This is a genomic window from Sphaerisporangium sp. NPDC049457, from assembly GCF_055586705.1.
The window spans coordinates 55,829-77,773 of sequence record NZ_JBVJHR010000012.1 but is presented as its reverse complement, the minus strand read 5'-3'; the positions used below and the strand labels follow the sequence as shown (position 1 = coordinate 77,773).

The window sequence follows — 21,945 nt, the reverse complement described above, 5'->3', positions numbered from 1 at the left end:
CCGTGTGGTGGTGTGGTTCAGAACGGCTCTCGCTCAGGGGCGCGGGCCGGTTCGGGTGGCGGCCTGGCCGCGGCGGGCCACCGGCAGGTGAGGATGACCCGGCGCCGCCCGCTCCAGCACTTCTACGGCCCTGCTGTAGCAGGCGTGGGCCTGGGCTGGCTGGTGGAGGGCGCGGTGCAGGGCGCCGAGATTGATCAGAGTGATCGTGGACTCCGGGTGGCCCGGCCCCAGAACCGCCTCCTTCACGGCCAGGGCACGGGTGTAGTGCGCCAGGGCCGTCTCCAGGTCACCGCGGCGATGCGCTATGGCGGCGAGATTGTGCGAGGCGGCGGCGACATCGTGGTGCCGCGGGCCGTACGCGGCCTCGAAGACCGCGAGGGCACGCCGCAGCAGCGCCTCGGCCTCGTCCGGACGCCCGCAGGCGTCCACCAGCGCGGCCCAGGCCGCCAGGTCGGCGGCCACCCTCGGATGGTCGTCGCCCAGGAGCCGGGCGCGCACCTCGGCGGCGCGGCGGGCCCACGGCTCACCGGCCCGGTGATCACCACGGGCGTGGGCGAGCCCTCCCAGGTTGTGGCAGACGGTGGCCACGTCCTCGTGCTCACCTCCGCGGGCGTCCTGAAGAATCGTCAGTGCCCGCCGGTACAGGGCCTCGGCCTGGTCGAAACGGCCGGTGTACTTCCCCCACATCCCCCATTCGTTGCACACCGTGGCCACTTCCACCGACATCGGGCCGAAGGTCCGCTCCGCGGCGGGAAGGGTGAAGGCGAACAGCAGCCCCGCCTTGCGGTAATCGCCGCACGACCGCCACAGACTCGCCAGCTCGCACTGGGCGCGGACGCGCTCCGCGCCCGAACCGTCGCGCCGGGACTGGGCGATGGCGGCCCGCAATGCCTGCTCCGCCGCCGCGAAGGCGTTCTCTGCGCGCCGCTTCCGCCCGTACCGCAGCAGCGTCTCCGCCGACGGCTCCACCTCGGCGGGGGCAGGGCGAGGGTAGCCGCTCACAACGCCTCCCGAAAGATCCCACCAGACGCACACGTTCCGGCCATCCGCGACATGCCGCCTCCCAGAACTACGCCGGTCTGGGAGGCAGACGCGAAGTCGCACCACGACAGACCTGGAGCGTCACGGCCATCCGCGAAGCCCCGGCCCGCCGAGGACTCACACCTCGATCAGAACCTCGTTGTGATTCACGTGCAGGGCGGACTCCGGCCTGTCGTAGGCGTCGTCGTGGACCTCGAACACCGCGGTCTCGTTGTGGTTGTGGGTGAGCGCGGACTGTGGACCGTCGTACGCGTCGTCGTGCACCTCGAAGACAGCGGTCTCGTTGTGGTTGGAGGTGAGGGCGGACTCCGCCCTGTCGTAAGCGTCCTCGTAGGTCTCGAACACCGCGGTCTCGTTGTGGTTGTGATTGAGCGCGGACTGCGGACCGTCGTAAGCGTCCTCGTGGGTCTCGAACACCTCGGGGTTCTGCTCGGACATGACTGTGGCTCCTTGATGGATCGCCTCGGGCAGGGCAGGAGTCACCGACACCCGGTTCCCCCGCTCTGACACTGACTCTGGAACGATCTCAAACACCTGGACGCCACTTCAATTCATTTCGCCGTCGAAATAAATCACCGGAGATGCGGCCAGAGATGTCTTCGTGAATTCGGGCAGCCGATAAACAATATGAGGTCGTTTCCGAAAGCAGGCAAGAGTGCATGGCGGGTCACCCCTCATGCCGGCGTTCAGGCGGAGGCGCGGATCTTGGGGAGGACCTCGGCGCCGAGGCGGGCGATGTTGCGGGAGGTGAGCGCCGGGTCGCCGGCCCCTTCCGCCAGGAGGATCAGGTGGCGGACGCCGGTGCGCTCGATCGTGGCGAGCATCGTGTCGGCGCAGTGCTCGGGTGAGCCGACCGGATGCAGGCGGCACAGCAGGCGCGCGTACTCGACCGGGTCCTTCGGGACGTACGGACGGCCGTCCACCGGCCGGTAGCCTGCCAGGCCCGGCCCGAGCCAGCGCGGCAGCGACTCCTCCATGACCGCGACCGCCTCACGGGTCGTGTCCGCGACGTAGGCGATCCCCGCCGCCATATGGCTCACCTCCGGCAGGGGCGTCGGCGCCGTCGTGTCGCGAGTCTCCATGGCCGTGACGCCGGCGCTCGGAACGTCGCCCGCACCCGGCCGCGAGACGGCGTCCGTACCGTCGCGGGCGGCGGCGTACGCCTCCACCAGGGCGGCCTTCTCCTCGTCGCCGATGTGCATGCCGAGCAGCATGGGCAGCCCGCGCGCCGCCGCGACCCGGACGGTGCCCTGCGAGGTCGCCGCGACGACCGGGAGCATCGGGCGGGCGGGACGGGGCACCATCTCCACCTCCCGGAAGCGGAACCTCTCCCCCTGCGCGGAGACCCGCTCGCGGCCGAGCGCCGCGACCAGCAGGTCGAGGCTCTCCTCGAAGCCGTGCTCGTACCGGTCGAGCCCCGTGCCGAAGACCTCCAGGTCGACCCACGGCCCGCCCCGCCCGACGCCCAGCCGGAACCGGCCGCCCGAGACGCGGTCGAGCAGCGCGGCCTGCTCGGCGAGCGCCACCGGGTGCCAGGTGGACAGCACGCTCACCGCCGTACCGACCGTGACCCGCCCGGTACGGCCGAGCACATACCCGGCGAGCGTCACGGCCGAGGGGCACATGCCGTACGACATGAAGTGATGCTCGGCGAACCACACGTCATCGAACCCAGCCCGCTCAGCCGCCACCGCCGCCTCCACGGCCGAGCCGAGCACCTCACCATGGCCCATCCCGGGAAACCCCGCCGCCGGCAGAAAGACCCCGACTCGCACCCCGACACCCACGCCCTCACTTTCCCACCGCGTCCCCCACGAGAGCACGAAGCGCCACGCGGACCTGACGCGGCCGGTGGTCTCAGGACGGACCGTGGAGCCGTGTCGCGGCCTCTCATCCGAAGGGCGAACTCACAAAGGAGCGCCATCCGCATCCTGCGCCGCGGTGGGCGCGGCAGCCGGATCCGCCGCCACCTGCGCCTGCCTCATCTGGCGGAGGTCCTGCGCGCCGGATTGGCGCAACACGAAGAGCTTGGCGAGGGACAGCACACTCGGCCCGGACAGGATGACCGCCAGCCACACCTGTCCGGCCATCCCCACGATCACCGCGGCGACCAGCATGCTGACCGCGATGCCGAACCCCGCGGCGAGCCCCGCCATATAGCGGACATGCGCTTGTTGATCCTGCACCGCGCCCCGTACCTTCACCATGCGGAACTCATGCTCGCGGGCGAGCTGCGGCTCCAGTGCCTTCAGCGCGATCTCCAGGTGCTCCGGGGGCAGGGTGGCCCACTGGAGGGCGAGTTCCAGTCCGGTGACGGGCGCCCGCTTCTCGCCCTCGTCCTTGCCGGTCTCAGTCATCCCGGGCACCCCCATCCCCGTGCAACTGCGGCGTCAGATCGACGTGGAGGTCGTCGGGCGGCGGGCCGAGGCGGAGGAACAGCGCTTCCAGCCCTCCGCAGATCGCGGCGGAGGCCGCGGAGGATTGTTCGTCGCCGCTGACGTCGAGCAGATCGATCGAGAGCGGTCGTGTGGACGCCGGGGCCTCAGACCGCGGATCGGCGGACGGGGTCCGGGAATCCCGGCTCACCGAAATCAGGGCCTGGCGCGCGTTCCGGTACTCCTCTCGGGTCAGCACCATCAGCAGACGCTCGTACATGCCAGGGCGCTGCATCAGCCTCATCATGATCGGTAGCACCTGAACCACCACGAACAGAAGCAGCAGCAGGAGCTGAGCCACCTGTAAGGTGCTGTCCGATCCCGCCACATCGTTGAGCGCCTGCAGCCGGATCGACAACCCGCCGGTCTCGCGGTTCTCCGCGTCGAACGCCGCCTGCAGGTCGTTCAGCCGCCTGCGGGCGGCATCGTATTCACTTTGCGTCTTGGGCAGCTCGATCTCGGCCCACGAGAGCCGCTCGTCGTTGGCGGCCTGTCCCGTGTCGAGAAGCTTCCTCTTGCGAGCCTCTATCTGCGCATTCAACTGTTCGACCCGGCGTTTGGCTTTTTCGTAGGAGTTCTGGTTCTCCTTGGCCAGGTAGCCGTCTCCGCGGCGCGGGCAGTTCGGCCCGCCGTAGAGTTGGCACTGCCATTCCCTATAGGCACGCTCGGCCGCACGCTGCTGGGTGTCCCGTTCCGCCTTCAGCGACTTGACCACTGGATCCAGCGCCGGATCGCGAGGGACGTCCCCCTTCGAGGTGATCACAAGCCGTAGATAGGTGACGCTCGCGGCGAGCTCCTCGACGTTCCGGCCGAGCGTGCTGTCGTGCAACCGCTGGGCGAAGGTAATGGCGCGCTCCTGCTTGATTTCGACGATCCTCGCGTCGATCTCGGTTCGGAAGATCTGCATTACGAGCGGGGTGGAGATGACGAGCGCCATCAGCAAGGCGACGAGTACGCGTGGGATGGCCCTGAACAGGCGCCGGCTTCCGTTCCCCTGCGCGCTGATGACGAACCAGCGGTCGAGAATCAGGGTGAGCAGGCCGAAGGCGACGCCGCCGAGGAGCGCGAGCAACGGGTTGGCGCCCAGCACGCTGTGCAGCGCGAACATCCCGGAAAGGGCGGCCACCAAGCAGTTGGTAAGGACGGCGGCGCCGATCCATTCGAATCTTCCCTGCTCGCCCGGAACATGCCGGAGGACTTCCGGGCGGGCCCCGGACAGGCTGATCAGGAATGCCCGCACGGCGCCTCGGGACGGTGCTCATATTGGTTCATGCAGGCAGCGTAGGCGGCACGCCGAAGTTATTCCAGACACTTTCGCAGATGTCCAGTCTCGTCAGGATATGCACTCATTGTGCGCTTTTGAATCGGGGTCCGAGATAACGTGCGCGGCGACCGCCGAGACGGGATCATGGCCGCCATGGGGGAAAGAGTGCGGGCCGTCCTCGTCACCGGCGAGGGGAACTTCCTGACCATCAAACGGGTCAAGCCGGAGCTGGCGCCCTACTGGGTGCTTCCGGGAGGCGGCGTAGAGCCGTCGGACGGCGGGCTGGAAGAGGCGCTGCACCGCGAGATCTGGGAGGAACTGGCCGGACAACCCGATATCCACTCATTGCTCGGCGTGGTGGACAGCGGGCCGGACCGCCAGTACATCTACCTGGCGAGGATTCACCGGTACGACTTCTCCGCGCGGTCCGGCCCGGAGGCCAGCGAGGAAGTCCGCGACCAGTACCTGCTGCACCCGCTGCCGCTCACCCTGGCCGCGCTCACGACCATCGCTCTCGTGCCTCCGGAGGTCGCCGGATTGCTGACCCACTGCCTCACGACCACCGACGACCTGTTCACCCTCCCCGACCAACGCCTTCGAGTAACCGGCCCTTGACGAGCGAGGTCCACTCCTGCGCGCCCTGGGGCCCAGCACCACACTGGAAAGGGCGGGGCCGAGCGGCGGGCCGCCGATCACCGGTGAGCTGTGGCGGTGATCGGCGGCGACGCATACTCCTGGCCGGTCGTCTCTACGTGGCCGTTCGGGGTTGGGACATTCGGAGGGTCAGAAACCGAGCCCGTCGTGCTTCACGACACGCGTGAACGACCGCCAGGCCGCAGGGGAACAGACCACGATCGATCCGTCGAGCTGCTTGCTGTCACGGACGACGACCAGTTCGGGCAGGTTGAGAGCGACCTCGACGCAATTCCCGCCGGTGTTGCCACTACGAGAACTTTTCCGCCATGCCGCCCCGGAGAGATCGACAGCGTTCGAGACTAACGCTTCCACTGGGCTCTCGCTTCCCTGATCTTCTCTAGAGAATCAATCGGACGAAATGCCTGTGCCCTCAGCCTGTCATACTGCCCCCAGATGTCACTAACAAGATCATACTCTGAGGACACTTCTCCCTTCCCTGCCGACTCTATGGAGACGGCTGTCGGCGCGTCCTGTAGTTCAGCGATGGTGAAACTCGACAGCAGGCCGTCGGTGCAGGGGTTGTCGTAGGGGACCACTTGCACGGTGACGTTACGGCTTTCGGTGATGTCCATGAGGTGGTCGAGCTGGTCGGACATCACCTTGGGGTTTCCGAGGGGTCGCTTGAGCACCCATTCGTCGATGAGCACCCAGATCTCCGGAGGCTTGTCCCGCTCAAGGATCTTCTTACGACGCATGCGCGACAGGACCCGTTGCTCGATCTCTTCCTCCGGGACGGCGCGGCCTCCGTTGAAGACCGCCCGCGCGTACTCCTCCGTCTGCAGCAGGCCGGGGATGAGCAGCGGGTCCCAACTACGAAGCGCTCGTGCTCGCGGCTCGATTTCCTCCAGCCACCTGACAAACCATATCGGCCCGGACGGAGAACTGACATTCCGGCATAGGCGAGAAAACAGGTCGCCAGTCCTCAGCACCTCATCACATCGTGCCGCCAGGTCTCCCCTGGGATTCCGATCGCCGATCTCGATATGGCCTACGAGCGATGACGAGACGCCCAGGCGCGCGGCCAGGCGCGCCTGGGAGAGCCCTGCCTCTCTGCGGACCCGCGCCAGTTCGCGGCCGAAGCGCTGAACTGGCGAAAGACGTGGATCCAGATCGTTTCCCATGGTCGCCTCCGGGGGGTTCTCCTGCGGCTTTCATGACAACCGATGACGTGAATGGTGACGTACCGGCACGCCATCCGGGAGTTTCCGTCAGTCGATTGTCGGCGAAAGTTCTCGGTGCCGACAGGTTATAAGTCGGCACCCTGGGATCCGAAGCTTTTATCCGTACTACGCCATGGCGATGCGGCGACAATTCCCCCCGCTAATGGAGTAATCCGGACAGTTCTGATCCCGGTTCCTGTATTACTGGAAGAACGGTGATGCGCTGATGAGCGCTGAGGCGGTACGTACGGCGAATCTGATGGGCGTGGTGGAGCTGCCGGTGGAGACGGCGTCCGTCCCACGCGCTCGCAGGCATGTCGGCGCGCTCCTGCGAAACGCCGGTCACACGGACGCGGACGACGCGGAACTACTGGTCAGCGAGCTGGTGGTCTGGTTCCGTGTGGCGAGACCATGAGACCGGGCGGTGTGGACGCGCAGATGGCCGGAACGCATCGCGCGCTCTTGGCGACGCTCCAGCACGGGCTCGCCAAGGCCGGAATTCGCGCGTATCTGGCCGATACGCCGTCTCACGCCGTGGAGCCGCAACCGGGCGGTGGTGCTGAATGCGTACCGCCACGGCTGGAAATCGTGGGACGGGACGGGGAGGCCCGTACGGTGGTCACCATCGTTCGGGCCGCCGAGCGGTTCTCCTATCGCGTGGATCCTCGAATGGGTGAGCCATATCGGATGTTGTTCCCGGTCGGTGAAATCGCGGAGGCGGTCACCTACGTCATCGCCGAGACGCGAAAGTGGGCTCACGAGCCTCGCAGGGCACGCGGGCGGGGATCTCTGGGGGAAGACGGCCGGCGGGAGCCTTCGGGAGGAAGTGGCCGGTGACGGTGTTCGGGCAGAAGTGGCCGGTGACGGTCTCGGGGGAAGTGGCCGGCGGTGATACTCGGAAGGAAATGGCCGACCGGCGGGTCGGAATCCAGTGGTGCCATCACGTCGCGCGTCGTCGTTCAGGGAGGTCGGCATGTCGGCCGAGCAGCCGTCGGGAACGCGGCCGGGTGTCCAGGATGTCCGCGATATCGTGGCCGCGCGTCTGCCCGGTCGTGAGATCGGGTCTGTGGTGCTCCTGGGTGAGGGTGCGGACAACGTCGCCTGGGAGGTCGACGGCGAACTGGTCGTCCGCTTCGGCAAGCAGGCCGACCCCGTGGCGCGGGCCGCACAGGTCGAGGCGGACGCGCGGCTGCTGTCCGTCGTCGCCGAGATCGCGCCGCTGGCGGTCCCCCTGCCGCGTTTCACGGTGCCGGAGCGCGGCTGCCTGGCCTACGGCAAGGTGCCCGGCGTGCCGCTCATCGACCTGCCCGAGCAGCGCCGCACCGCCTGCGCGCCCGCGATCGGCGCCGTGCTGGGCGGGCTCCTCGCCGCGCTGCACGCGGTGCCCGCCGACCGGGTCGCCGGTCTGGTGGAGACCGACGCCGATCCGATGGAACTGTGGCTGCGCGAGACCGAGGAGAACTACGCCGCGGTGGCGGGCGCTGTGCCGCCGGCCTGCCGCGCGGACGTGGAGGCGTTCCTCGCCGCGCCGCCGCCGCCCGGCCCGGACTCCCTGGCGTTCTCCCACAACGACCTCGGCATCGAGCATGTGCTGGTCGACCCGGAGAACTGCGCGGTGACCGGCGTCATCGACTGGACGGACGCCGCCGTCACCGATCCCGCCTACGACTTCGGCCTCATCTATCGCGACCTCGGCCCCGCCGCCCTCCGCCACGCCCTGTCCGCGTACGCGGCCGATGCCGTCCAGGCCGGGACGATCACCGCACGCGCCGCCTTCTACGCACGGTGCGGCCTCCTTGAGGACATGGCGTACGCGTTGGAGTCGGGCCACGAGAAGTACCTGACCAAGAGCCTCGCCGCACTGCCTTGGCTGTACCGGCGCTGACGCGCCGCCCTTCGGCGCATACCGGGGCGTTGGGCGTCCGTCCCCGGCCGCGGAGGGCGGCGGCGTTGAGGCGGGAGGCCGACCCCTGCCGTGTCGGTGTTCCGCCGCGCCGCCGCCCCGCTTTCACAGGCGGTCCCGCGAGAGACCGCCCATGCCCTGGGCACACGGTTGTGTCGCGTGCATACTGACGCCTCTGACGCGTCAGGTCGACATCAGGGGTATACGGGCGGTCTCGCCGGCGGTCAAGACGCAACCGGACGGAGGACGGCGTCAACGCGGAGGCAAGGCGCCCTTCCCCTGCTTATCAAGCTGCTTGCTATCAACTTGTTTGACAAGAAGAAGGAAACTTACATGGCGGCCGCCGGGATATCGTCGTGCAGTGACCGAGCGCCTAACGCGTCCAGCCGCCCAGTCGTCCCCGCCCGCACCGCGCCTGAGCTATCTGGTATTCCGGCTCGAACGTCGCATCCGGGCCCGTCTGGACGAGGCGCTCGCCCAGCACGGCGTCACCACCACCGCCTACATGGCGCTCAGCGAGCTGCGGATGCACGACGGGCTGTCCTCCGCCGAACTGGCTCGCATCGCGTTCGTCACGCCGCAGGCGATGAACCTCGTCATCTGCGACCTGGAACAGCGTGAACTGATCAGCCGTCGCCCGCATCCGGACGGTGGCCGGGTGCTGTGCGCCCGGCTCACCCGCAAGGGGCAGGCCGTACTGCGGCGCTGCGACCGCTCGCTGAACGACATCGAGACCGTCATGCTCGCCGAGGTCGACGCCCCGACACGTGAGACGCTGTCGGAAAGTCTCACCGTATGCGCCCGAGCCCTGCGCACCGACGCGCGCGCCTGACCTCCACCTCCGCCTCGGCCAGAGACGGACGCGCCGTCCCGACCGAACCGGCCGCCGGGCACATCGTGGTCCACAGGCCCCGGTGACGGCAATGTCGCCGGCTGGAGACCTGCCGGGCTATCTCTACCTATGTAGAGTCCGAGTATGCCAACTGGTCCACGGATGACTTTGCAGGTGCAGTCGGTGCTCCGCGCGCTGCTGGACGACCCCGCGCGGGAGCGCTATGGGCTCGATCTGTGCGAGGCGACCGGGCTGCCGAGCGGCACGGTGTACCCCCTCCTCGCCCGGCTGGAACAGATCGGCTGGGTGGACAGTTCGTGGGAAGACCCGGCGGCGCACGTGAGCGAGGGCCGCCCGCGACGCCGCTACTACAAACTCACGCGGGACGGCGCCGCCCTCGCCCGCGACGCGATCGCGCGGGCGTACCGCTCCCGCCGGCAGTCCGTCCCAGCCTGGCTCACCCATCCCGGCACAATGGGGTGGGCACCATGACCGCGCGCGGAACCCGCGACGGCGGGTCCTCGGCCGGCACGGTGCTGCGCGCCTTCCGCCACGTCCCTGCGGACGAGCACGTGAGGCTGATCGAGCGCGCGTACGCGGTCGCCGCCTATTGGCATCGCGATCAGAGACGCCACAGCGGCGATCCGTACATCACTCACCCGGTCGCGGTCGCCGCCATCCTCGCCGACGCGGGCATGGACCACGAGGTGGTGTGCGCCGCCTTGCTGCACGATGTGCTCTCCGGCACCGGCTGCTCCGAGGCGGAGCTGGCGCGCGAATTCGGCCCCGGAGTCACCGGCCTGCTCACCGACTTCCAGACGCTCGACGACCCCGCCGGGCCGCCGGACGGCTGGGCGACCGCCACCGACGCGCGCGTGCTCACGCTCAAGCTGGCCGATCGGCTGCACAACCTGCGGACGGTGCGGTTCCTCTCCCCTGCCAAGCAGCTTCGGAAGTCGCAGGAGTCACTCGACGTCTTCGCGCCCGTCGCCGGGCGGCTGGGCATGGAGCGGATCGGACGGGAGCTCCAGGAGCTCGCCACCGCCACGATCGCCGCCCAGACCGGCCGGGACGAGCCCGGCAACCGTCAAGATGGGACGGGAGCAGGTCAGGAGGGGACCAGAGCGGGCCGAGACGAGACCGGACCGCTCGCGCAGTCCCCTCCTGGCGGCCGGGACGGGATGCGAATGGCGTTCGGCGCGGTCTCGGTGGGCGCGGCGCTGCTGCCGGCCGCCGCCCGTGCCCGCTGGCTTGAGGAGTGGCGCGGTGAGCTGCACGCGCTGCCCGGCAGGCAGGCCCGCGTCCGCTTCGCCGCGCGCCTGCTCGCGGGCATGCCACGGATGGCGCTCACGCTCCGGCGTACGGCGCCCGGTTCCGCCCGGCGACCGGTGGAGTGAGGCCCCCTCGTCGTCCGCTGGACCAGACGCCCACAACGGACGCCCCACAACGGACGCCCCACGACGGACCGGACGTCGGCTCAGAGATCGGCTCAGAGATCGGCTCGGAGGTCGGCTCGGTTCGGGCGGTTTACTCTTGGATCGCGTACCTGCGGAGCGGACCCCCGGAGAAACGAGTGAGCAGCCTCAAGATCGTGATCGACGACCTGTCCGGCCCGCAGATAGCCGAGTTCCTTGAGGCGCATCTTGAGGAGATGCGGTCCATCACCCCTCCGGGGAGCGTGCACGCCCTCGACCTCGACGCCCTCCGCAAGCCCGAGATCACCTTCTGGTCGGTCATGGACGGCGACACCCTGGTGGGCTGCGGTGCGATCAAGAGGCTGGACGCCGGCCACGCCGAGGTGAAGTCGATGCGCACCACTCCTGGACGCAAGCGGAGCGGCATCGCGTCCCTGGTGCTGGAGCACATCATCACCGAGGCGACGAACATGGGGTTCACCCGGCTGAGCCTGGAGACCGGATCGACCGAGTTCTTCCTGCCCGCCCGCAGACTGTACGAGAAGTTCGGCTTCCGCTACTGCGAACCGTTCGCGGACTACCGGCTCGACCCGCACAGCGTGTACATGACCCGAGCGCTCTGAAGTCTCGACCTTCTTCACGGCGGGAATGTTCGCGCGCGGCCGGATGCCGTGCGCCCGCCTCACCCACAAGGAGCAAGCCGTACCACGACGGCCTTTAGTAGTGGCTGTTGCAATAGTGTGTGGCACACACTATCGTGTGAGGCATGCTTGATGATGAGCTGCTGTCCACGCACCAGCAGGAACTGCGGCGGGGGACCGTCGTACTGGCCTGCCTGCTCGTCCTCCAGCAGCCGAACTACGGGTACGCCCTGCTCGACGAGCTCGACCGGCGCGGCTTCGCCGTCGACGCCAACACCCTCTACCCGCTCCTGCGCCGCCTGGAGAAGCAAGGGCTTCTGACGAGCGACTGGAACACCGAGGAGTCGCGGCCGCGCAAGTTCTACCGCACGATCGACGAAGGCGTCGCCCTCGCCGACGCCCTCAGCCGCGACTGGGACGAGCTCGACACCGCGTTGCGCAGCCTGAAAGGCCCGTCATGACCCCCACGAGCACTCTTACCGACCGCTACGTCGATGCGACATTGCGCCGCCTTCCCGGCAGGCAACGCCCCGACATCGAAAAGGAGCTCCGCGCGTCGATCGCGGACGCCGTCGACGACCGCCTCGAAGCGGGGGACGACCGGGCCGCGGCCGAGCTGGCCGTCCTTACCCAGCTGGGCGACCCGGCACGGCTGGCCGCCGGTTACGCCGACCGCCCGATCCAGCTCATCGGCCCCGCGGTCTACATCGAGTACACGCGCCTGCTGACCGCCCTGCTCGCGACGATCGTGCCCGCCGTGGCCGTCGCCGTCGGGCTCGTGCAACTCCTCCAGGGCGCCCCCGCTCTCAGCGCGATCGGCGACACCGCCGGTGCGGCGGTCCAGGCGGGCGTGCACGTCGCCTTCTGGACGACGCTCGCCTTCGCGGTCATCGATCGCGTCGCCGCCGCGGGCCGGACGCCGGCACGGCCGTGGTCCCCCGCCGCGCTGCCGGAGCCGCCCAGCCGCCGCGCGCGGTACGGCGAGCTGATCATCGAGACCGTGGCATTCGTGCTCTTCACCACCCTCATCCTGATCTCGCCGGTGGTGAGCACCGAGAGGGACGCGGCCGGCGACCCCATCGGCGTGCTGTCGCCATGGCTGTGGGAGAGCGGGGTGGTGTACGTGTTCATCGCCCTGGTGATCGGCAACCTCGGCTCCGCCTTCGCGAAGTACTACGCCCGGTGGAGCGTTCCCGTCGCCGTCACAGGGGTCCTCTTCGAGATCGCCTGCCCGATCATGCTGATCTGGCTCGCCACGAACGACAGGCTGCTCAACCCCGCCTTCACCCGGGCGGCGGGCTGGCCGCCGAGCGCGGCGCAGTGGATCACCACCGGCCTCGTGGCCGTCTCCGTCCTGACGCTCGTCCGCACCGTCCTCGACGGCGTCGCACGAGCGCGCCACCGCTGACCGCTCGCCCCCCTCCCCCTCTGGCCCCGACTCCGACTCCGGCTTCGGCTTCGCCGGATCGACCACCGGCCACCGGCCACCGGCCACCGTCCGATTCGTCACCGAAACGAGGGACACCCATGAAAGCGATCGTCTACAACGAGTACGGCTCACCCGAGGTGCTGCGGTACGCCGACGTCGACCGGCCGGTCGCCGGTGACCACGAGGTGCTGGTGCGGGTCCACGCCGCGTCGATCAACCACGGCGACCGTGTCACGATGCGCGGTCTGCCGAGCGCCGGCCGGCTCGCGTTCGGGCTCCGGCGTCCGAAGAAGACCATCCTGGGGCGCGGCATCGCGGGTACGGTCGAGGCCACCGGAGCGAAGGCGACCGGCCTCCGCGCCGGCGACGAGGTGTTCGGCGAGGTGGACCAGCAGGGCTTCGCCGAGTACGTGGCGGTCCGTGAGACGCGTCTGGCCCGCAAGCCGCCGGGGGTGACGTTCGCGCAGGCGGCGACCCTGCCGGTGGCGGCGCCGACCGCGCTGCAGGCGCTGCGGCTCGCTGGAGCAGGGCCGGGCCGGACGGTGTTGATCAACGGCGCCTCCGGCGGGGTCGGCACCTTCGCCGTGCAGCTCGCCAAGGTCCTCGGCGCGGAGGTGACCGGCGTCTGCAGCACCCGTAACGCCGACCTGGTGCGTTCGATCGGCGCCGACCACGTCATCGACTACACCCGCGAGGACTTCACCCAGGGCGCCGGCCGGTACGACGTCATCGTCGACCTGGCGGGCAACCACCGGCTCGCCGACCTGCGCCGAGTCCTCACGCCGGAGGGCGTCTACATCGCCTCCAGCGGCACCGGCGGCCCCGTGCTCGGTCCCATCCCACGACTGATCGGCATCCTCGCGCTCTCGCCGTTCGTGCGGCACAAGTTGCGCGGGCTGATCACCAAGCACAGCATCGAGGACCTCGACCACCTTGGCGCGCTCGTCGCGGACGGGAAGGTGACGCCGGTGATCGAGCGGACGTACCCCCTGAGCGAGACCGCCGCCGCCATGCACGCCTTCGAGACCGAGCACGCCCGCGGCAAGTTCGCGCTCACCGTGTGACTCACCCCGGCCCATGACAGACCGGGCTCCCGGCCTCGGCGACGGAACAGCCCGAGGCCGGGCGCCTGACGCGGCGTCCGGGCTCGGGCCCTTCCCGTTCTCGCCCAGTCGGCCTGGTCGCCGGGGGCAGGTACGGGCTGTCTTGTCGCTCAGCCGGCCTGGTCGCCGGGCGGCAGGTACGGGCTGTCCTCGTGCACGGTGCCCGAGGGGCCGACGCCGGTGTCGTCCTCCGGCGCCGAGACGCCGTACGGGCGGCGGGACGGGGCTTCGACGCCGGCCCTCCTCCTCCGTCCGGGCTCCTCCTTGTGGCGTGCGACGCGCTCGCCGCGGCCGGTGCTGCTCGGCCCCACGCCCAGCGGCGACCTGGCCTCGCTGTCGATCGGGGACACGCCGTGCCGTTCCACCTCGGTCATCACCCGCGGCGGACGGCTGGCGCCTCTGGGCGGGCTGTCGAACGCGCGGTCGCCGGCCATGGCGACGTCCCGGCGCACCTGCCGGCGGATCTCCTCCAGGCCGGGCATGACCTCGGCCGGGGCGCCCGGTCCTCGTGGCTGCATCATGACTCCACCCCCGTCTCAGGTGGCGGCCGTCGAGCAGACATCCGCCACTAGATGTGTACGTACCCACTCATTCGGAGCGCGCCGGGCATGACGGCGGCGCTCAGCAGATGCGGGGCAGCGGGTCGCCGACGAGGACGTCGACGATGCGCGTGCCGCCGAAGCCGGTCTTGAGCAGGACCAGTCCGGGCGGGTCCTCGGCGATCCGGCCCACCACGGCGGCATCGGCGCCCAGCGGGTGCGAGCGCAGGGACGCCAGCGCCGCGCCGGCGGCGTCCCCGGCCACCACGGCGACCATGCGGCCCTCGCAGGCGACGTAGAGCGGGTCGATGCCGAGCAGCTCGCACGCCCCGCGAACGGCGGGCCGCACCGGGACGGCGTCCTCCTCCACGACGACCGCCGCCTCCGCCGCCCGCGCGATCTCGTTCAGCACGGTCGCCACCCCGCCACGGGTGGCGTCGCGCAGGCACCGGACCCGGCCGTCGGGACAGGCGTCCAGCAGCCGGGCGGTCAGGCCGTTGAGCGGGGCGGTGTCGGACACCAGGTCGTCGGCCTCGATGTCCAGGCCGCCGCGCGCGAGCATGACCGTGACGCCGTGCTCGCCGATCGGCCCGGACACGATGACCGCGTCACCCGGCCGGACGGCGGAGGCGTCGAGCCGCACCCCCGGCAGGACGGTCCCGACCCCGGCCGTGGTGATGTAGCAGCCGTCGGCCTTGCCCCGCTGGACGACCTTGGTGTCCCCTGTGACGATCGTCACGCCGGCCGCCCGCGCGGCCTCGGCCATGGTGGCGGCGATCCGGCGCAGGTCCCTTATCGGGAAGCCCTCTTCCAGGATGAACGCGGCAGACAGGTGCGCCGGCCGCGCCCCGCACATCGCCAGGTCGTTGACGGTGCCGTTGACGGCCAGGTCCCCGATGTCGCCGCCCGGGAAGAACAGCGGCGTCACCACGTACGAGTCGGTCGTGAACGCCAGCCCGGAACCGGCGGTCAGGGCCGGTTCGAGACCGGTGGTCAGGACCGGCCCCGAGCCGGTGGCCAATGCCGGCCCGGACCTGGTGGTCAGGGCCGGTTCGGAGTCGGTCGTCGAGGCAGGTCCGCCGGAGACCACCGGGCTTGGCCGCGGTTCCAGTACCGCGCCGTCGGCCAGGGGCTCCAGGTGAGGGTTGCGGAAGGCCTCCAGGAAGACCGCCTCGATCAGCGTGCGACCAGCCTTGCCCCCGGCGCCGTGGGCGAGGGTGACCAGTTCCTCCCGCAGCCTCGGCCGGCTGCGGCGCGCGCGTTCGATGCGCTCCAGCACCTGCTCCTCGCGGATGAGCACCCGCTCTCGCCCGCCCGCAGCCCGTTCCTCGCGGTTCGAACCCCGTCCCTGCCGGCCCGAAGCCTGGTCCTCGCGGTTCAGCACCCGCTCCCGCCCGCCCGCAGCCGGTTCCTCGCGGTTCAGGACCTGCTCCGGGCGGCTTGGTGCCTGTTCATCGTGGTTCACGTGCGCGTCGCCTCCTTGACCCGGTCGCGTGAGAAGCGGCCGAAGTTGTAGTAGGCCGCGCAGGCCCCCTCCGAGGACACCATGCAGGTGCCGATCGGCGTCTCAGGGGTGCAGGCCGTGCCGAACACCTTGCACTCCCACGGCTTGAGGACGCCTTTGAGCACCTCGCCGCACTGGCAGGCCTTCGGGTCGGCGACCCGGGCCCCCGGGACGCCGAAGAGGCGCTCGGCGTCGAAGTCCGCGTACCGCTCGCGCACGCACAGCGCGGAGTCGGAGATGAACCCGAGGCCGCGCCACTCGAAGGTCGGGCGCAGCTCCATCACCTCGTTGATCACCGCGAGCGCCTTGGGGTTGCCGTTCCAGGGCACCACCCGCCCGTACTGGTTCTCCACCTCCGCCCGCCCCTCGGCGAGCTGTTCGAGGTTGCGGTAGACGGCCTGGAGCACGTCCAGCGGCTCGAACCCGGCGACCACGAGCGGCTTGCCGTACTCCTCGGCGATGAAGCCGTACGGGCGGCAGCCGATCACCGTCGAGACGTGGCCGGGGCCGATGAAGCCGTCGAGCCGCAGGTCGGGCGAGTCGAGGATCGCCTTGATCGCCGGGAGGATCGTCACGTGGTTGCAGAAGACCGAGAAGTTGCCGATGCGCTCGGCCGCGGCGCGCATGACGGTCATCGCGGTGGACGGGGCCGTGGTCTCGAACCCGATGGCCAGGAAGACCACCCGTTTGTCCGGGTTGTCGCGGGCGATCTTGAGGGCGTCCAGCGGCGAGTAGACCATCCGGATGTCCGCGCCGCGCGCCATCGCGTCCAGGAAGGACCCGTTGCCGCCCGGGACGCGCATCATGTCGCCGAACGACGTCATGATCACGTCGGGCTGCTCGGCGATGGCGATCGCGTCGTCCACCCTGCCCATCGGGATGACGCAGACCGGGCATCCCGGGCCGTGGACCAGTGTGATCCCCGCCGGCAGGTAGTCTTCCAGCCCGTGCTTGTAGATCGTGTGGGTGTGCCCGCCGCACACCTCCATGAACTTGTACGCCCGGCCGGGCTCGCACAGCGCGGCGATGCGCGCGGCCAGCGCCCGCGCCTTGCCCGCGTCGCGGTACTCGTCGACGAACCGCATCGGCGTCACCCCTGTTCGATCACGGAGTCGCGGAGGGCGGCGATCTCGTCCTCGTAGGCCTGGCCGATGCTCTCCAGGAAGTCGAGCGCCGACCGCGCCTCCACCTCGTCGATCTTGGACAGGGCGAAGCCGACGTGGATGAGGATCCAGTCGCCCGGGGCGAGCGTCTCCCCCTCCAGCAGGCCGATGTTGATGGCCCGCCGCACGCCGCTGACGTCGACCTTCGCCAGGTCAGGACGATCCGACAGGATTTCCACGATCTCCCCGGGAATCCCCAGGCACATGAGTCGCCTCCGCGAGCTGGATGGATTCGAGGACGAGATCGTCGCCGCCCTCGGTGTCGACGTCGGTGGTCCCGCAGGCGGGGCACACCGCGTACGGGTCCACCGAGGTGGTGGTGTTCCCGCAGTCCCGGCAGGTGAGCCGCACCGGCAGGGTGACCAGGTCCAGGCGCGCGCCCTCCGCCAGGGTCCCCTCGGTGACCAGGCTCCACGCGTCGTTGATGGAGGGTTCGGCGACGCGCAGCAGCGCGCCCACCTGCACCCGCGCCCGGCGCACCCGCCGGCCGTCCGCGCGTCCCTCCACCGCGGCGAGGATCGACTCCGCGATCCCGTATTCGTGCACGGTTCTACCTCTTCTCAGATCGCTGTCCGATCGGCCGTGCGCACGCCGGCCGCTCAGGTCGGCGTCCGCTTGGCGTACGCACACCGGCCGCTCAGATCGGTATGCGTTCGGCGTACGCACGCCGGCCGCTCAGGTCGGTGTGCGCTTGGCCGTGCGCGTACCGGCCGGCCGGGGCGTCGCGGCCCCGCCCGCCGGCACGCGGGTCACATCTGGCGGATCTTCATGTACCGCTTGAAGTCCGGAATCGACCGGTACACCATGACGCCGACCGCCACCACGACGGTCAGCATGATCATGCGCTTGGTCATCTGTCTCCTTTCTCCGTTCTTCTATGAGTTCGAGGACCAGCTCGGCCGCCCTGCCGACGGCCTCGGCCACCGGCGGGCTGAGCTCCATGCCGGGCGAGACGTCCGCCGGCCGGCATCCCACCAGCAGGACCGGCGTGACGTCGCCGCCGAGCGTCCCGGCCAGCGCGAGCACGGCGTCCGGGGTCATGTCATGGGCGTCGGCGAACGTGCCCGGGACCTGCTCCGGCGAGGGCAGCAGGACGTACAGCGTGCCGGGCGGGCCGTCCCGGGCCACGGCGTCGACCAGGATGGCCAGGTCGTACCCGCCGCCGGTGAGCTCGTAGGCCAGGTGGACGCCGCGGATGCCGAAGTCGGACACCACGACGTCCTCGGGCACGCCGGTCGCCGCCAGGTGGCGGGCCACGGCGACGCCGAAGCCGTCGTCGCCGAGGAAGACGTTGCCCACGCCCGCGACCAGAGTCCTCACCCGCCCGCCTCCGCTCCGGACGGGACCGGCTCCACCTCGTCGGGCGCGAAGTACAGGAACCGGCCGTGGGAGCGGTGCAGGTCGGCGCCGAGGTCGTCGTCCAGCGTGACGGCCAGGTAGCGGGCCCCGTCGACGTCGCGGAGCACGGCCTCGACCTGGGCCGTCCTGCCCGCGAGGAACATGTCGTGCGCGTCCGCGCGCCGCGCGCCGGGGGCGAGCCGGACGCGGGCGCCCCTGCCGATCTCGACCCCCGCGACGATCACGCTGTCCTCGTCCGCCGGCGACCGCGCCCCGCCCACCAGGTCCAGCCATGGCTCCCCGTCCGGCGGCCCCGCGACCCCGGCGGACCCGGCGACACCGGCATCCCAGGCGTCCCCGGCGGCACCAACGGCCTCGGCGGACGGCCGCGGCGGCTCGGCCGGGGACCGCGCCGGGGTGCGGAGGTGGCGGATGGCGCCGTGCAGGCGTTCCAGCAGCTCGGGCGGCAGGTCGCCGGCCCGGTCGATGATCTCGGCGGCCCTCGGGTCGGTGGCCCGCGCCTCGCGCTTCTCCTCCTCGGTCAGCGTGAGCGTCCGCAGGTGCAGGATCTCGTCGATCTCCGTCGCGTCGAACAGGTCGCCGGGGCTCTCGGGGGCGACGGCGGGGTGGTCGTACAGGATGATCGGCGAGGACAGCAGGACGTCGCGGTGCCCCGGCTCGCCGACCAGGACGGGCCAGGTGTTGACGTTGCGGCAGCCCTGGGCGGCCGCGCGGGCCCACTCGGGCGGGTCTGCCATCGACAGGAACGACCCCGCCGTCACCGCCAGCAGCAGGTGGGCGGCCACCAGTGAGTGCCGCAGCGCCTCCTCGCGGGTGGCTGCGCACGGCGGCTCGGCGGCGTTCTCGACCTTGACACGCACCTTCAGCAGCCCGTACGGACCGTCCTGCCGCTCGGCCGCGATCCGCAGCACCGCGCGCACCGGCCGGTGCTCGGTGACGACGCGGCCGAGCACCTCACCGGAGGCCGTCACGACGGGCCGCTCGGCGCGGTCCCCGGGCAGGCGCACCTGGACGGCCCGCTCGGCGCCGACCAGGCCGGGCATGGGCACGACGGCCTGCACCTCGCGGGCGGTGGCCTCGTCGAAGGTGAGGTGCGTGACGCCGTCGCAGGTCAGCTCGGGGACCGGGACGAAACCCCCGTCCCGCGCGCGTTCGACGCGGCGCTCCTTGACGTGCAGGAACCGCAGGCGCAGGCGCAGCAGCGCGTGCGCGGCCCCTTCGGCCAGGCATTCGGTCACGCTGGCCGAGGGCTCCCCGCCCGCCGTGTACGCGGGGGGCACGAGCACGCCGAACTGCCAGCGCAGCCGGTTCTTGGCGGCGGACGCCCGGTAGGGGTAGAGCAGGTAGCCCTCGTACAGGACGGCGTCCGCCACCTTGCGCGCGATGTCCATCGGCACGCTCATCCGCGCGCCTCCTTCAGCAGGACTTCCATCGCCTCGTCCCAGGTGGGCAGGGCGCGCTCGGACTTGAACCGCTGCAGATCACGCAGCGTGTCCCGGTTGAGCCGCAGCCAGCCGCCGCCGGGGAAGTAGCGGTCGATCATCCGCCGCCACTCGGAGACCGGCAGCCCGTGGCGGGCCTCGCGGTCCCAGGGCACCTGCCGGACGGTGAACCCCTCCCCCGCCCTGGCGAACACCGTGCCGCTGAACAGCAGCAGCAACGGCACCTCACCGTCGTCGAGCGAGGCGAAGTACTTGCCCGCCGCCACCTCCAGGTCGTAGCCGCACGGCACCGGCAGGTCGACCTCGGTGGACCCGGTGAACCGCGGCACCATGACCGAGACGTTGGCGAACTGCAGCGGTCTTACCGTGTCACCCCAGCGGGACGGGTGGCCGAACAGATCGGCGAGCAGCTCGCTCTCGGCGGGGCCGTACCGGCGCCGCTGGGGCTCGATGCGGATCTGGCAGCGCAGCGCGACGGCGTGGACGGCGGCCTCGTCCGGCGCGGTCACGCGGATGCGGAACAGCAGCGTGGGGAAGGCCCCGTACGGGTCGGGGCGCACGTCGAGGCACTCGAACCCGATCTCAGCCACGGCCGCGCCCCTCCCCGACCGGCGCATCCACCGGTACATCGGCCAGCGCCTCGACCTGCGCATCCGCCGGCGCGTCGGCCGGCGCGCCGCCGGGGCGGGCGTCCGCCGGGACGCGCCCGGTGCCGGGCGGTGCGCTCTCCGGCTCGGCGGGCGTGACCACCTCGCTGCGGCGGCGCAGCGTGTCGAAGAAGGCGCCGATGGCGTCCTGCGCCTCCTGGCCGCCGTGGAATCCCTTCCAGTGCACCCGGACCAGCCCGACCAGCTCGTAGCACGCGTCGATCGGGACCAGGTGGCAGGCGAAGCCCTCGGGGCGGCGGTCGATCAGGTACGCCTCGACGTCCGGCTCGGCCTCCGGCAGCTCGGGGTTGGCGGCCATGACGCGGTCCCAGGTGGACAGGTCGAGCAGCGACTCCGTCGCCCCGCCGGGGCTGGGATAGAACGCCGCGAACCGGCCGAGCTCCGAGTTGTGGAACAGGAAGGCGGTGCGTACTGGAATCTGCAGTTCCTCCCAGTCCGCCGCCGTCAGGCGGAACGCCGGGACGTACAGGTAGCGTTCCGGCACCGACCGATAGCGGCCGCGGGCGACGGAGCCGCCGCGCGAGAGCAGCAGGCGGCAGGCGCCGCAGATGCACAGCAGCGCCCGCGTGCCGGTGTTCACCGCGTGGCCGTGCCGGTCGTCCAGCGGCTCGGCGCACATCTCGCACACCTCCGCCACCGGCCCCCGCCGCTCACGGAACCTGCGCAGCCCAGGGCCCGGCCCGCTCACGGCGGCACCTCCCGGACCGCTCGCCGCGCCGCCTTCTGGAGCGCTCATGGCGTCGCCTCCTCGGGAACCGGGCACGGGCCCGGGGGGCGGCGCTGGATCTGCAGCAGCGGCGAGGAGGCGTCCGCCACCCCGTCGACCTCCAGCCGGGACACCTCCGGCGCGGCGCGCAGCACGGCCCTTTCGATGGCGTCGGTCACCGTGACCTGCGACGACGCGCACCCGTGGCAGTTGCCGGACAGCCGCAGCCGCACGACGCCCGCGGCCGCGTCGACGCCGAGCAGTTCCACACCGCCCTCGTGCAGGCCGAGCGCGGGGCGCACGGCGTCCAGGGCGGCGCGGACCCGGTCCTCGGTGCCGAGCGGGTGCAGGTCGTGCAGGACGAGCAGCCCGGAGACGAGCTCGTCGCCCGCAAGCCGCCGCAGAACGTCGGCGGCCTCGCTCTGGACCACGATGTCCATGACCCGCTCCAGCCCGGCGCCGTAGAGGTCGACGAGGGCTCTGACCAGTTCCTCGGCGCGGGCTCGCGCGAGGGGGTCGGCGAGGGCGCCGAGCTCGTCGATCAGCGCCTCCACCCGCTCCCCGGCCGCCCGCACGTCAGGTGTTCCGCGGTTCTCGTCGGAGGCGGGCCCCGGCGACCCTGTCGCGGTCGCCGGGGCCCGCGGG

28 protein-coding genes are annotated in these 21,945 nt (G+C 70.9%); 11 read left to right on the top strand and 17 right to left on the bottom strand.

Annotated elements, in window-relative coordinates:
* Positions 1-33 precede the first annotated feature (33 nt).
* The 5 genes from ACZ6QO_RS19865 to ACZ6QO_RS19845 form a co-directional block, all read right to left on the bottom strand.
* Positions 34-1,002: a tetratricopeptide repeat protein gene (locus ACZ6QO_RS19865; protein WP_465852587.1), complete on the bottom strand. Its 969-nt coding sequence runs from the start codon at positions 1,000-1,002 to the stop codon at positions 34-36.
* 156 nt (positions 1,003-1,158) lie between these two features.
* Positions 1,159-1,479 carry a hypothetical protein gene (locus ACZ6QO_RS19860; RefSeq protein WP_465852586.1) on the bottom strand — a complete coding sequence of 107 codons (321 nt, stop codon included), beginning with the start codon at positions 1,477-1,479 and terminating at the stop codon, positions 1,159-1,161.
* Between the two features lie 248 nt (positions 1,480-1,727).
* Positions 1,728-2,816: an LLM class flavin-dependent oxidoreductase gene (locus tag ACZ6QO_RS19855; protein WP_465852584.1), complete on the bottom strand. Its 1,089-nt coding sequence runs from the start codon at positions 2,814-2,816 to the stop codon at positions 1,728-1,730.
* 132 nt (positions 2,817-2,948) lie between these two features.
* Positions 2,949-3,398, bottom strand: a complete 450-nt coding sequence (locus tag ACZ6QO_RS19850; protein WP_465852582.1) for a hypothetical protein — start codon at positions 3,396-3,398, stop codon at positions 2,949-2,951.
* Positions 3,391-4,716, bottom strand: coding sequence for a DUF4407 domain-containing protein (locus ACZ6QO_RS19845; protein WP_465852581.1), 1,326 nt, complete (start codon positions 4,714-4,716; stop codon positions 3,391-3,393). The genes ACZ6QO_RS19850 and ACZ6QO_RS19845 overlap by 8 nt, the downstream gene beginning before the upstream one ends.
* A 177-nt stretch (positions 4,717-4,893) precedes the next feature.
* On the opposite strand from ACZ6QO_RS19845, the gene ACZ6QO_RS19840 reads away from it, so the two are divergent.
* Positions 4,894-5,355 carry an NUDIX domain-containing protein gene (locus tag ACZ6QO_RS19840; protein WP_465852580.1) on the top strand — a complete coding sequence of 154 codons (462 nt, stop codon included), beginning with the start codon at positions 4,894-4,896 and terminating at the stop codon, positions 5,353-5,355.
* Positions 5,356-5,523: 168 nt separating this feature from the next.
* Here the strand turns inward: ACZ6QO_RS19840 and ACZ6QO_RS19835 are convergent, their stop codons facing one another.
* Positions 5,524-5,748 carry a DUF397 domain-containing protein gene (locus tag ACZ6QO_RS19835; RefSeq protein WP_465852578.1) on the bottom strand — a complete coding sequence of 75 codons (225 nt, stop codon included), beginning with the start codon at positions 5,746-5,748 and terminating at the stop codon, positions 5,524-5,526.
* Positions 5,736-6,557, bottom strand: coding sequence for a helix-turn-helix domain-containing protein (locus tag ACZ6QO_RS19830; RefSeq protein WP_465852576.1), 822 nt, complete (start codon positions 6,555-6,557; stop codon positions 5,736-5,738). The genes ACZ6QO_RS19835 and ACZ6QO_RS19830 overlap by 13 nt, the downstream gene beginning before the upstream one ends.
* 265 nt (positions 6,558-6,822) lie before the next feature.
* On the opposite strand from ACZ6QO_RS19830, the gene ACZ6QO_RS19825 reads away from it, so the two are divergent.
* The 10 genes from ACZ6QO_RS19825 to ACZ6QO_RS19780 all read left to right on the top strand — a co-directional run bounded on the left by ACZ6QO_RS19825 (position 6,823) and on the right by ACZ6QO_RS19780 (position 13,880).
* Complete coding sequence (locus tag ACZ6QO_RS19825) at positions 6,823-7,011, top strand: hypothetical protein (protein ID WP_465852574.1); 189 nt, start codon at positions 6,823-6,825, stop codon at positions 7,009-7,011.
* Between the two features lie 11 nt (positions 7,012-7,022).
* Positions 7,023-7,433, top strand: a complete 411-nt coding sequence (locus ACZ6QO_RS19820; RefSeq protein ID WP_465852572.1) for a hypothetical protein — start codon at positions 7,023-7,025, stop codon at positions 7,431-7,433.
* 229 nt (positions 7,434-7,662) lie between these two features.
* Positions 7,663-8,481, top strand: coding sequence for a phosphotransferase family protein (locus tag ACZ6QO_RS19815; RefSeq protein ID WP_465852570.1), 819 nt, complete (start codon positions 7,663-7,665; stop codon positions 8,479-8,481).
* Between the two features lie 379 nt (positions 8,482-8,860).
* Entirely contained in the window at positions 8,861-9,331 is a 471-nt protein-coding gene (locus ACZ6QO_RS19810) for a MarR family winged helix-turn-helix transcriptional regulator (RefSeq protein ID WP_465852568.1), read from the top strand.
* A 162-nt stretch (positions 9,332-9,493) separates the two neighbouring features.
* On the top strand, positions 9,494-9,823 hold the full coding sequence (locus ACZ6QO_RS19805) for a PadR family transcriptional regulator (RefSeq protein WP_465852566.1): 330 nt from the start codon (positions 9,494-9,496) through the stop codon (positions 9,821-9,823).
* Positions 9,820-10,728, top strand: coding sequence for an HD domain-containing protein (locus tag ACZ6QO_RS19800; protein ID WP_465852564.1), 909 nt, complete (start codon positions 9,820-9,822; stop codon positions 10,726-10,728). Before ACZ6QO_RS19805 ends, ACZ6QO_RS19800 begins: the two co-directional genes overlap by 4 nt.
* Before the next feature lie 176 nt (positions 10,729-10,904).
* The gene (locus ACZ6QO_RS19795) at positions 10,905-11,369 is read left to right on the top strand and encodes a GNAT family N-acetyltransferase (protein ID WP_465852562.1); all 465 of its coding nucleotides are present in this window, start codon (positions 10,905-10,907) and stop codon (positions 11,367-11,369) included.
* A gap of 143 nt (positions 11,370-11,512) precedes the next feature.
* Positions 11,513-11,848 carry a PadR family transcriptional regulator gene (locus tag ACZ6QO_RS19790; protein WP_465852560.1) on the top strand — a complete coding sequence of 112 codons (336 nt, stop codon included), beginning with the start codon at positions 11,513-11,515 and terminating at the stop codon, positions 11,846-11,848.
* Positions 11,845-12,795, top strand: a complete 951-nt coding sequence (locus tag ACZ6QO_RS19785) for a permease prefix domain 1-containing protein (RefSeq protein WP_465852558.1) — start codon at positions 11,845-11,847, stop codon at positions 12,793-12,795. Before ACZ6QO_RS19790 ends, ACZ6QO_RS19785 begins: the two co-directional genes overlap by 4 nt.
* Before the next feature lie 119 nt (positions 12,796-12,914).
* Entirely contained in the window at positions 12,915-13,880 is a 966-nt protein-coding gene (locus ACZ6QO_RS19780) for an NAD(P)-dependent alcohol dehydrogenase (RefSeq protein ID WP_465852556.1), read from the top strand.
* Between the two features lie 149 nt (positions 13,881-14,029).
* Here ACZ6QO_RS19780 and ACZ6QO_RS19775 read toward each other — a convergent pair whose 3' ends face one another.
* From ACZ6QO_RS19775 to ACZ6QO_RS19730, 10 genes are all read right to left on the bottom strand, one after another.
* The gene (locus tag ACZ6QO_RS19775; RefSeq protein WP_465852554.1) at positions 14,030-14,440 is read right to left on the bottom strand and encodes a hypothetical protein; all 411 of its coding nucleotides are present in this window, start codon (positions 14,438-14,440) and stop codon (positions 14,030-14,032) included.
* Between the two features lie 100 nt (positions 14,441-14,540).
* Positions 14,541-15,923 (bottom strand): hydrogenase expression/formation protein HypE, encoded by a 1,383-nt coding sequence (gene hypE / locus ACZ6QO_RS19770; protein ID WP_465852552.1) that lies wholly within the window; start codon positions 15,921-15,923, stop codon positions 14,541-14,543.
* Positions 15,920-17,047 (bottom strand): hydrogenase formation protein HypD, encoded by a 1,128-nt coding sequence (gene hypD, locus ACZ6QO_RS19765; protein WP_465852550.1) that lies wholly within the window; start codon positions 17,045-17,047, stop codon positions 15,920-15,922. Before hypD ends, hypE begins: the two co-directional genes overlap by 4 nt.
* A gap of 5 nt (positions 17,048-17,052) precedes the next feature.
* Positions 17,053-17,304 (bottom strand): HypC/HybG/HupF family hydrogenase formation chaperone, encoded by a 252-nt coding sequence (locus ACZ6QO_RS19760; protein WP_465852549.1) that lies wholly within the window; start codon positions 17,302-17,304, stop codon positions 17,053-17,055.
* Complete coding sequence (locus ACZ6QO_RS19755) at positions 17,279-17,671, bottom strand: hydrogenase maturation nickel metallochaperone HypA/HybF (RefSeq protein WP_380839647.1); 393 nt, start codon at positions 17,669-17,671, stop codon at positions 17,279-17,281. The genes ACZ6QO_RS19760 and ACZ6QO_RS19755 overlap by 26 nt, the downstream gene beginning before the upstream one ends.
* A 129-nt stretch (positions 17,672-17,800) precedes the next feature.
* Complete coding sequence (locus ACZ6QO_RS19750; RefSeq protein ID WP_465852546.1) at positions 17,801-18,445, bottom strand: hydrogenase maturation protease; 645 nt, start codon at positions 18,443-18,445, stop codon at positions 17,801-17,803.
* The gene (locus tag ACZ6QO_RS19745) at positions 18,442-19,887 is read right to left on the bottom strand and encodes a hypothetical protein (protein WP_465852544.1); all 1,446 of its coding nucleotides are present in this window, start codon (positions 19,885-19,887) and stop codon (positions 18,442-18,444) included. Before ACZ6QO_RS19745 ends, ACZ6QO_RS19750 begins: the two co-directional genes overlap by 4 nt.
* Positions 19,884-20,516, bottom strand: coding sequence for a DUF6084 family protein (locus tag ACZ6QO_RS19740; protein ID WP_465852542.1), 633 nt, complete (start codon positions 20,514-20,516; stop codon positions 19,884-19,886). The genes ACZ6QO_RS19745 and ACZ6QO_RS19740 overlap by 4 nt, the downstream gene beginning before the upstream one ends.
* Positions 20,509-21,330, bottom strand: a complete 822-nt coding sequence (locus ACZ6QO_RS19735) for a DUF5947 family protein (protein WP_465852540.1) — start codon at positions 21,328-21,330, stop codon at positions 20,509-20,511. The genes ACZ6QO_RS19740 and ACZ6QO_RS19735 overlap by 8 nt, the downstream gene beginning before the upstream one ends.
* On the bottom strand, positions 21,327-21,875 hold the full coding sequence (locus ACZ6QO_RS19730; RefSeq protein WP_465852538.1) for a NifU family protein: 549 nt from the start codon (positions 21,873-21,875) through the stop codon (positions 21,327-21,329). Before ACZ6QO_RS19730 ends, ACZ6QO_RS19735 begins: the two co-directional genes overlap by 4 nt.
* Positions 21,876-21,945 lie beyond the last annotated feature (70 nt).

Bases quoted from the DNA above. Each gene is read 5' to 3' on its own strand.
- ACZ6QO_RS19780 (WP_465852556.1), top strand. From the start codon at position 12,915: ATGAAAGCGATCGTCTACAACGAGTACGGCTCACCCGAGGTGCTGCGG.
- ACZ6QO_RS19825 (WP_465852574.1), top strand. From the start codon at position 6,823: ATGAGCGCTGAGGCGGTACGTACGGCGAATCTGATGGGCGTGGTGGAG.
- ACZ6QO_RS19860 (WP_465852586.1), bottom strand. From the start codon at position 1,479: ATGTCCGAGCAGAACCCCGAGGTGTTCGAGACCCACGAGGACGCTTAC.
- ACZ6QO_RS19840 (WP_465852580.1), top strand. From the start codon at position 4,894: ATGGGGGAAAGAGTGCGGGCCGTCCTCGTCACCGGCGAGGGGAACTTC.
- ACZ6QO_RS19805 (WP_465852566.1), top strand. From the start codon at position 9,494: ATGACTTTGCAGGTGCAGTCGGTGCTCCGCGCGCTGCTGGACGACCCC.
- ACZ6QO_RS19775 (WP_465852554.1), bottom strand. From the start codon at position 14,440: ATGATGCAGCCACGAGGACCGGGCGCCCCGGCCGAGGTCATGCCCGGC.
- ACZ6QO_RS19830 (WP_465852576.1), bottom strand. From the start codon at position 6,557: ATGGGAAACGATCTGGATCCACGTCTTTCGCCAGTTCAGCGCTTCGGC.
- ACZ6QO_RS19850 (WP_465852582.1), bottom strand. From the start codon at position 3,398: ATGACTGAGACCGGCAAGGACGAGGGCGAGAAGCGGGCGCCCGTCACC.
- hypD (WP_465852550.1), bottom strand. From the start codon at position 17,047: ATGCGGTTCGTCGACGAGTACCGCGACGCGGGCAAGGCGCGGGCGCTG.
- ACZ6QO_RS19735 (WP_465852540.1), bottom strand. From the start codon at position 21,330: ATGAGCGCTCCAGAAGGCGGCGCGGCGAGCGGTCCGGGAGGTGCCGCC.
- ACZ6QO_RS19745 (WP_465852544.1), bottom strand. From the start codon at position 19,887: ATGAGCGTGCCGATGGACATCGCGCGCAAGGTGGCGGACGCCGTCCTG.
- ACZ6QO_RS19800 (WP_465852564.1), top strand. From the start codon at position 9,820: ATGACCGCGCGCGGAACCCGCGACGGCGGGTCCTCGGCCGGCACGGTG.
- ACZ6QO_RS19785 (WP_465852558.1), top strand. From the start codon at position 11,845: ATGACCCCCACGAGCACTCTTACCGACCGCTACGTCGATGCGACATTG.
- ACZ6QO_RS19790 (WP_465852560.1), top strand. From the start codon at position 11,513: ATGCTTGATGATGAGCTGCTGTCCACGCACCAGCAGGAACTGCGGCGG.